Here is a 6,053-nt window from a genome sequence, read left to right on the forward strand (position 1 = left end):
CGAGGCGGGCGGCGGCCGAGGCGGGCAGCGGGCGAGGCGGGCGGCGGCCGAGGCGGGCAGCGGGCGAGGCGGGCGGCGGCCGAGGCGGGCAGCGGAGTTCCGGTGGTGCCGGTCGCGCCGGTGGCGCCGGTCGTGCCGGTCGTCTGGCCGCTATCTGCCGCGCCGGTTGGGGTCGGGTCCGCTCGGCCCCTGCGGAGGCGTCGCCCGGCCGGGGGCGGGGCGCGGTCCCTGCCCCGGGGCCTGCGGCGGGGTGGTGGGCCCGCCGGAGCGTGGGGCGCTGCGGGAGCGCGCGGCGGCGGCCGAGGGGGACGGTGACGTTGAGGCCGAGGGGGCTGTCGGCGGTGGGGCCGAGGCTGCCGGGGCTGCAGGTGGTGGGGCCGAGGCTGCCGGGGCTGCAGGTGGTGGGGCCGAGGCTGCCGCGGCTGCAGGTGGTGAGGCCGAGGCTGCCGCGGCTGCAGGTGGTGAGGCCGAGGCTGCCGGAGCTGTCGGCGGTGACGCCGAGGCTGAGGTCGGGGCCAGCTGTGTCGCGGCGGTCGGCGTCAGCAGGGGGCGGGCCTGGTCCTCGATGCGGGTGAGCCGGCCCGGCCACTCGGGGCCCAGCGTCCGGGCGGTCTCGCGCAGGCGCAGCTGGGTGGTGACGAAGGAGTCGCTCTCGGCCGGCGTCCAGGGGCGGGCGCGTTCCGTGGCGAGGGCCCGGCGCAGGTCGGGCGGGGCGGTCCAGCTGCCGGTGTCGTCGAGGGAGTTGCTGTAGCGGGGCTTGCTCTCGCCCCGGCGGTAGACACTCGCGAGGTCGGCGAGGGCGCCCCGGTCGACGCGGTCGGCGAGTTCGAGGATGCCGGCGTAGGACTCGTCGGCGTTGGACTGCACGGTCAGCCGCCCCTGGCCCCGGTCGGCGAGCTGCTCGACGTACCGGTTGACGATGCCCTGGTTGCTCATCGCCTGCGGCACGCCCATGAACAGGGCCTCGACGCGCGCGCCGGAGTCCCGGTAGGCCCGCATCTTCTCCTCCACGGCCCGCGCGTTCTGCGAGGTCTCCTGGATGATCGCGTGCAGCCCGTGCTCGCGGACGTACGCCTCGGCCCGGGCCATCCAGGCCCGTCCGTCGGCCCGGGTGTAGGCGGCCATCAGGGTGTCGTCCTCGGCCATCAGCCGGGCGTACGCGGGGTGGTAGGGCTTGTAGAGGTCGCTGTCGACGTCCGCGAAGCCGCCGTGCCGGTCGAGCACACCGGCGACCATCTCGGTGACCCTGCTCTTGCCGGCGCCGGGCTGGCCGACCAGGAAGACCACGGTGGGCGTCTCCTGCCCGACGCGGCCCGCCAGGAGGTCGGGGACGATGCGCTCGCGGAAGATCCGCAGGTTCTCGGCGTCGGAGAGCCGGTGGCGCTCCACCTCGGCGGGGTCGATGACGCGGGTGGGTGGGGTGGGCTGGAGTGGCGCCGGGCGGGGCTGGTGTCCGGCCGGGTCGGTCACGTGAGGTCCGCCAGGACCTCGCGGGCGAGCCGGGCGTAGCGCGCGCGGGCGTCGGTGATCTGCTCCCGGTCGGCCGAGCGCAGCCGCTCACGCTCCTTCGCCAGCCGCCCCTGCGCGGCGCGCGCCGCCTCGATGACGGCCGGGTCGGGGACGTCCTTGGCCTCCTCCGCCGCGATCCGCGCGCTGTAGGCGCCGACCGCCCCGTTCACGGCCTCGATGGCCGCCTCGTACGCCGCGGTCTCCTCGTTCGACCAGTCGTGCGACTCCAGGTCGTGGGTCACCGAGATGCCGTTGCCGCGTGCGGCGTTCCGTGAGGCGTTCCGTGGAGCGCCCTGCGGACTGTCCTGCGGAGCGCCGTGTGGAGTGTCCTGTTGAGCGCCGTATGGAGCGCCCTGCGGGGTGTCCCGTGCGGTCATGTGTCCCTCCGGTGTCCCGGTTCCAGTGGTCATTGTGGGGGACGGCGGAGGAGGGGAACGGGGTTCCCGCGAACTCGGGAGGGGGCGGCGTGAGAAGCCCGGCGACTCAGCCCCCGGTCGCCCACTCCCGCAGCAGGGCCTCCCGCTCCTCGCGCCGTGGGGTTCCCTCGGCGGCGTGGACGCGGCCCCATTCCGCGAGGGTGTCGACCTCCGCCGTACCCGCCGCCAGGCACTCCAGCAGGGCGACGGAGAGGTCGTACTCGGACTGGACGTAGCCGCCGAGGGAAGCGGCCGACTGTGCGTTCAGTTCGACGGTCCGGTCGGCGGTCTCCAGGTGCACCTCGAACGCGGCCGCGGCGTCACCGCCTCCCGCGACGGCGTTGAGGACGAGGTCGACGGCCGTGGTGGCGAGCAGTCGGGCGCCGGACCGGATCCGTACGTACCGCACGGCGACCGACCGGATCTCCGACCAGCCCCACACGGCGCTCTGGCTGGTCCCGAGCCCCTCCACCCAGTCCCGCGTCAGCCGCACCCCACACCCGTACCCCTCCGGCCGCGCCCCGACGTACACCCCACCGTCCTCGGCGATCCAGAACAGTCCGACCATGGCCATGAGTGCCTCCCCAACCGGCGACGTACGCGTTTCCCCTGGTGAGACGCGGCTCCGGCCCGGAAAGTTCAGCGAGGGTTCAGCGCCCCAACGCCGTCCGCAGGGTCATCCCGTGGCGGACGCGCAGGCGCCATATCCAACACAGGGGAGAGAGGAGGGCGGGACGATCTCGCCGCGCGGTGCCTCGGCCATGAGCCGGCACGCCCCCACCTCCAGGGCGATGACACCGAGCACCGCGAGCGGACCCACCAGCCGACGTGCGTACACGCGCCCCGGCGGGGACCGTGCCACGCAGATGACGACCGTGACACCGATGGCCCCGGCGACCGGCAGAACGGCACAGCCGATCAGGAGGCTCTCCCGTACGCCGACGACGAACTCCGGCCGCCCCTTCCTCAAGGACGCCGAGCCGCCTTCGGCTTTCGCTCCATGCTCACCGAACGACCCGCTCGCACCGATTCCGCCTTCACCGGTTCCCTAAAGCGCGGTGTGAGAATGTGAGTTACTTGATCAGTCGCGAAGGAGAGCCGGGATGAGCGGCCAGATGCAGCTTGCCGACGCTTACGACATCGTGTACTCGGCGGCGGCACGGATGATGTGGGTGGAAGAGACCCGCGTGTGGCGCCTGGACAGTCCGGGGGGCGGGTGGCCGGAGGAACGCCGGGAGGCGTGGCGTGAGTTGGAAGCGGCGCTGACCGTCTCCGAGGGGCCCGAGCCGCAGGCCGGCGAACCGTCCGACCCCGTACGTCATTTGATCTCCCGTCGGGCCGCGGGCCCTGTCGACCGGCCGATCACTTTCGCGGAGGCGGTCGCGGAGTGGACGGCCCGGATGGTCGAGGATCCGGGTCCCTACGAGCCCCGATTGAAGCCCTATCCGGATGACTTCATGGTGCCGGGGCGGGCGGTGGTCATTCCGGAGGGCCACATGATGGTGCTTACCGGCCCGTTCCGGGACCTGGCGTACCGGCTGGCGCCGGGGCGGCCAGCGGTGACGATCGCCGGGAACACGGCGCAGTTGAGTCGTCTTCTGCACGACGCGGCCGACGAACTGCGTGCGGCGGTCGGCGCGACCGTACCTACCCCGCACCCGGTCGACACGGTCGACGTGGCTCGGGTGTCCCACCGGCCGTCCGACGTGGACGACTTGCAGGCGCGGTACGAAACCCTGTCCCGGGCGGCCTGGCGCGCTTCGGAGAACCTGCCCTCCCTGAAGGACATGCGGGAGTCCGGGGATTTCTCGGTGAACCCCGAAACATCGATCGCCGCTGATGATCTTCAGAACCTGCTGGCCGGAAGGTCGGGGTTGTTCTGGAGGGAAACGCACGATCTGATCGATTCACGCGTGCACAAGGTCTCGGGAGTGGACTGGCCCGAGGGTCAGCCGGTTCCGCAGTTGATCGCAGACGAGGCCGACGCTTTCAAGCGCAGTGTGGAGTTGGGGCGGAAGCCTCGGGCTCCGCACGCAAACGAGCACCGTATCTTCCGTGAGAAGGGAAACCCGGATCACGTTGCCATCTCGGCCGTTCGCGCGGGAATCCTGGCGGAGATTCTGGACGAGTACGCGGCGAGGATCCGCCCGGGCTCCCAGTCCGGCATCATGCACTTCTCCGCGTACGACCTGACGGACTTCATCTCCGAGGGAATCGGCCGCGAGCTCCGGGCAACGTACGGCTTCTGACGCGGACGGATGAGGGCTGAGGAATACGGGGGAATCGGTGTCTGAAGCGCGGTACAACATTCTCGTCGTGTCTGACAACAGCGGCAGGGGCGAGGGAGGTGCGGAGGTATTCAACCAGGAGTTGTCCGAGGCTCTCGCTCGTCGGCACAACGTCACGCTGTTCACGGCCAACCCCAGAATGCCCCAGCACGAGGGCATACAGAAGGTGGTGCAGACAGACCCGCCCCTGATCGATCCCGGGCCCGGGGCGGAAGGCGAACCGAAGCCGATGGAGCGGCGGTACTGGCTCGAAGAGCTCGCCGGCCAGGACCCGGGGCAATACGGGCTGGAAGAACCGGCGGCCAAGCCGTACGACATCATCATCGGGCACTCGCGTTTCTCCGGACCGGCGGCTGCCGAGCTGCGCGAGAACTGGTACCAAGACGCGCGTCTGGTGCACTTCCTGCACACAAGCCCCGAACGGCTTCCGTTCGTGAGGGACCTTGCTCCCGAAGAGGCTGAAGCCAAGGCGGCCAGGGACTCCGCGATCGAACGTGCCCTGATGGAACGGTCGGACGTGGTAGCCGGAGTCGGCCCGCTCCTGGCGGAGGCGAGCAGAGGGCTTTCCTCGCAGGGCGTTCGCATTCCGCATTCCCACGAATTCATTCCGGGCACCAAGATCCACGATCCGGTGCAGCACGACCCTGCGCCGGAGAGGCTGAACCTCTTGGTCATGGGGCGGGTGGGGGATCCCCTCAAAGGCGTGGCGGACGCCGCAGAGGCAGTGCGACGGCTGAACTCGGCAGGCCTCCCTGTCCACCTCACGGTCCGTGGTGTTCGCCCCGAGGAGTTCGAGAAGAATTCGGCGCAGCTCCGGGAACTCACCGGTGGAAACGTCACGGTCAAGCTCTCTACGAAAAGCGAGAACGAGCTCAATGAGGACATCAGAGGCTCTCACGCGGTGATCATGCCCTCGAAGCACGAGGGTTTCGGCATGGTGGCGTCCGAGGGCCTGGGGCACGGTGTCCCCGTTCTGGTCAATGAGGAGAGCGGCGCCGCACAGTTCCTCCGGGATCCCGATCGGTTCCCGCCGGAGATCGGCGGGGCGTGCGTGGTGCCCGAGCCGACCGATGGCACGAGCCGTGCACGAGCCTGGATGCAGGCGATCCGCCAACTCAGTCAGGACCTCCCCCAGCGCCAGGCCGGCGCACTCCGCATACGCGAGATCTTGCAGCAGTACACCTGGGAGCACGCCGCCGAGGCCACCGTCCAGGCCGCGATGGATCAGACGCCCCTGCCGCACCGGGACCCCAGGACCCTGCTCACCGCGCAGGAGCGGGACCTGGTCCGCACCGTGCAGGGGCCGAACGGGCAGTTGCTCAGGCCCGACGCGCCGGAACAGGCGCCGCCGACGCCGGAGCGGCCGGGGCCCGAGGTCGGTGCGCGGCGGGACGGGCCCGGACAGGAGAATCAGGCACCCGGTGCTCCGACGCCGGTGTGGCAGGCGGGCCTGGCACAGAACCAGGCCGGAGCCGAGAGTGCCCGGGGTGCCGCCCCGCCCGACAGCCAGGCGCCCCTGTGGCAGGTGGGTCTTCCGCAGAATCAGGCCGGAGCCGAGAGCGCCCGAGGTGCCGCCCCGCCCGACAGTCAGGCGCCCCTGTGGCAGGTGGGCCTTCCGCAGCATCAGGCCGGCAGCGGAAGCCCCCGAGGCGCCGCTCCGTCCGACAACCAGACCCCCTTGTGGCAGGTGGGCGTATCCCAGGATCCGCCCGCCCCGGGGCGCGGTGCGGGGGAAAGCGAACCGGGACGAACAGGCGGCGCGCAGCAGCCGCCACCCGACCTGTCGGGTCCCCGTGGCGGCGGCGGAGTCGAGGTATGACGGGTGAGGCCGGGGCAGCAC

6 protein-coding genes are annotated in these 6,053 nt (G+C 71.6%); 2 read left to right on the forward strand and 4 right to left on the reverse strand.

Annotated elements, in window-relative coordinates; genetic code table 11:
* Positions 1-150: 150 nt before the first annotated feature.
* From ACFU53_RS45880 to ACFU53_RS45895, 4 genes are all read right to left on the reverse strand, one after another.
* A complete protein-coding gene (locus tag ACFU53_RS45880) occupies positions 151-1,470 on the reverse strand; it encodes a zeta toxin family protein (RefSeq protein ID WP_384006097.1) in 1,320 nt (439 codons plus the stop codon).
* The gene (locus tag ACFU53_RS45885; RefSeq protein WP_384006098.1) at positions 1,467-1,886 is read right to left on the reverse strand and encodes a hypothetical protein; all 420 of its coding nucleotides are present in this window, start codon (positions 1,884-1,886) and stop codon (positions 1,467-1,469) included. The genes ACFU53_RS45880 and ACFU53_RS45885 overlap by 4 nt, the downstream gene beginning before the upstream one ends.
* A 106-nt stretch (positions 1,887-1,992) precedes the next feature.
* Complete coding sequence (locus ACFU53_RS45890; protein ID WP_384006100.1) at positions 1,993-2,499, reverse strand: hypothetical protein; 507 nt, start codon at positions 2,497-2,499, stop codon at positions 1,993-1,995.
* Between the two features lie 102 nt (positions 2,500-2,601).
* Positions 2,602-2,895, reverse strand: a complete 294-nt coding sequence (locus ACFU53_RS45895; RefSeq protein ID WP_384006101.1) for a hypothetical protein — start codon at positions 2,893-2,895, stop codon at positions 2,602-2,604.
* A gap of 430 nt (positions 2,896-3,325) precedes the next feature.
* On the opposite strand from ACFU53_RS45895, the gene ACFU53_RS45900 reads away from it, so the two are divergent.
* Together ACFU53_RS45900 and ACFU53_RS45905 are read left to right on the forward strand one after the other, a co-directional pair.
* On the forward strand, positions 3,326-4,174 hold the full coding sequence (locus ACFU53_RS45900) for a hypothetical protein (RefSeq protein ID WP_384006103.1): 849 nt from the start codon (positions 3,326-3,328) through the stop codon (positions 4,172-4,174).
* Positions 4,175-4,241: 67 nt separating this feature from the next.
* Positions 4,242-6,032: a glycosyltransferase gene (locus ACFU53_RS45905; RefSeq protein WP_384006105.1), complete on the forward strand. Its 1,791-nt coding sequence runs from the start codon at positions 4,242-4,244 to the stop codon at positions 6,030-6,032.
* Positions 6,033-6,053: the final 21 nt, after the last annotated feature.

This window comes from Streptomyces sp. NPDC057474, assembly GCF_042802555.1.
In the GTDB taxonomy this organism is placed as follows: domain Bacteria; phylum Actinomycetota; class Actinomycetes; order Streptomycetales; family Streptomycetaceae; genus Streptomyces.

Bases quoted from the DNA above. Each gene is read 5' to 3' on its own strand.
- ACFU53_RS45900 (WP_384006103.1), top strand. From the start codon at position 3,326: ATGGTCGAGGATCCGGGTCCCTACGAGCCCCGATTGAAGCCCTATCCG.
- ACFU53_RS45885 (WP_384006098.1), bottom strand. From the start codon at position 1,886: ATGACCGCACGGGACACCCCGCAGGGCGCTCCATACGGCGCTCAACAG.
- ACFU53_RS45890 (WP_384006100.1), bottom strand. From the start codon at position 2,499: ATGGCCATGGTCGGACTGTTCTGGATCGCCGAGGACGGTGGGGTGTAC.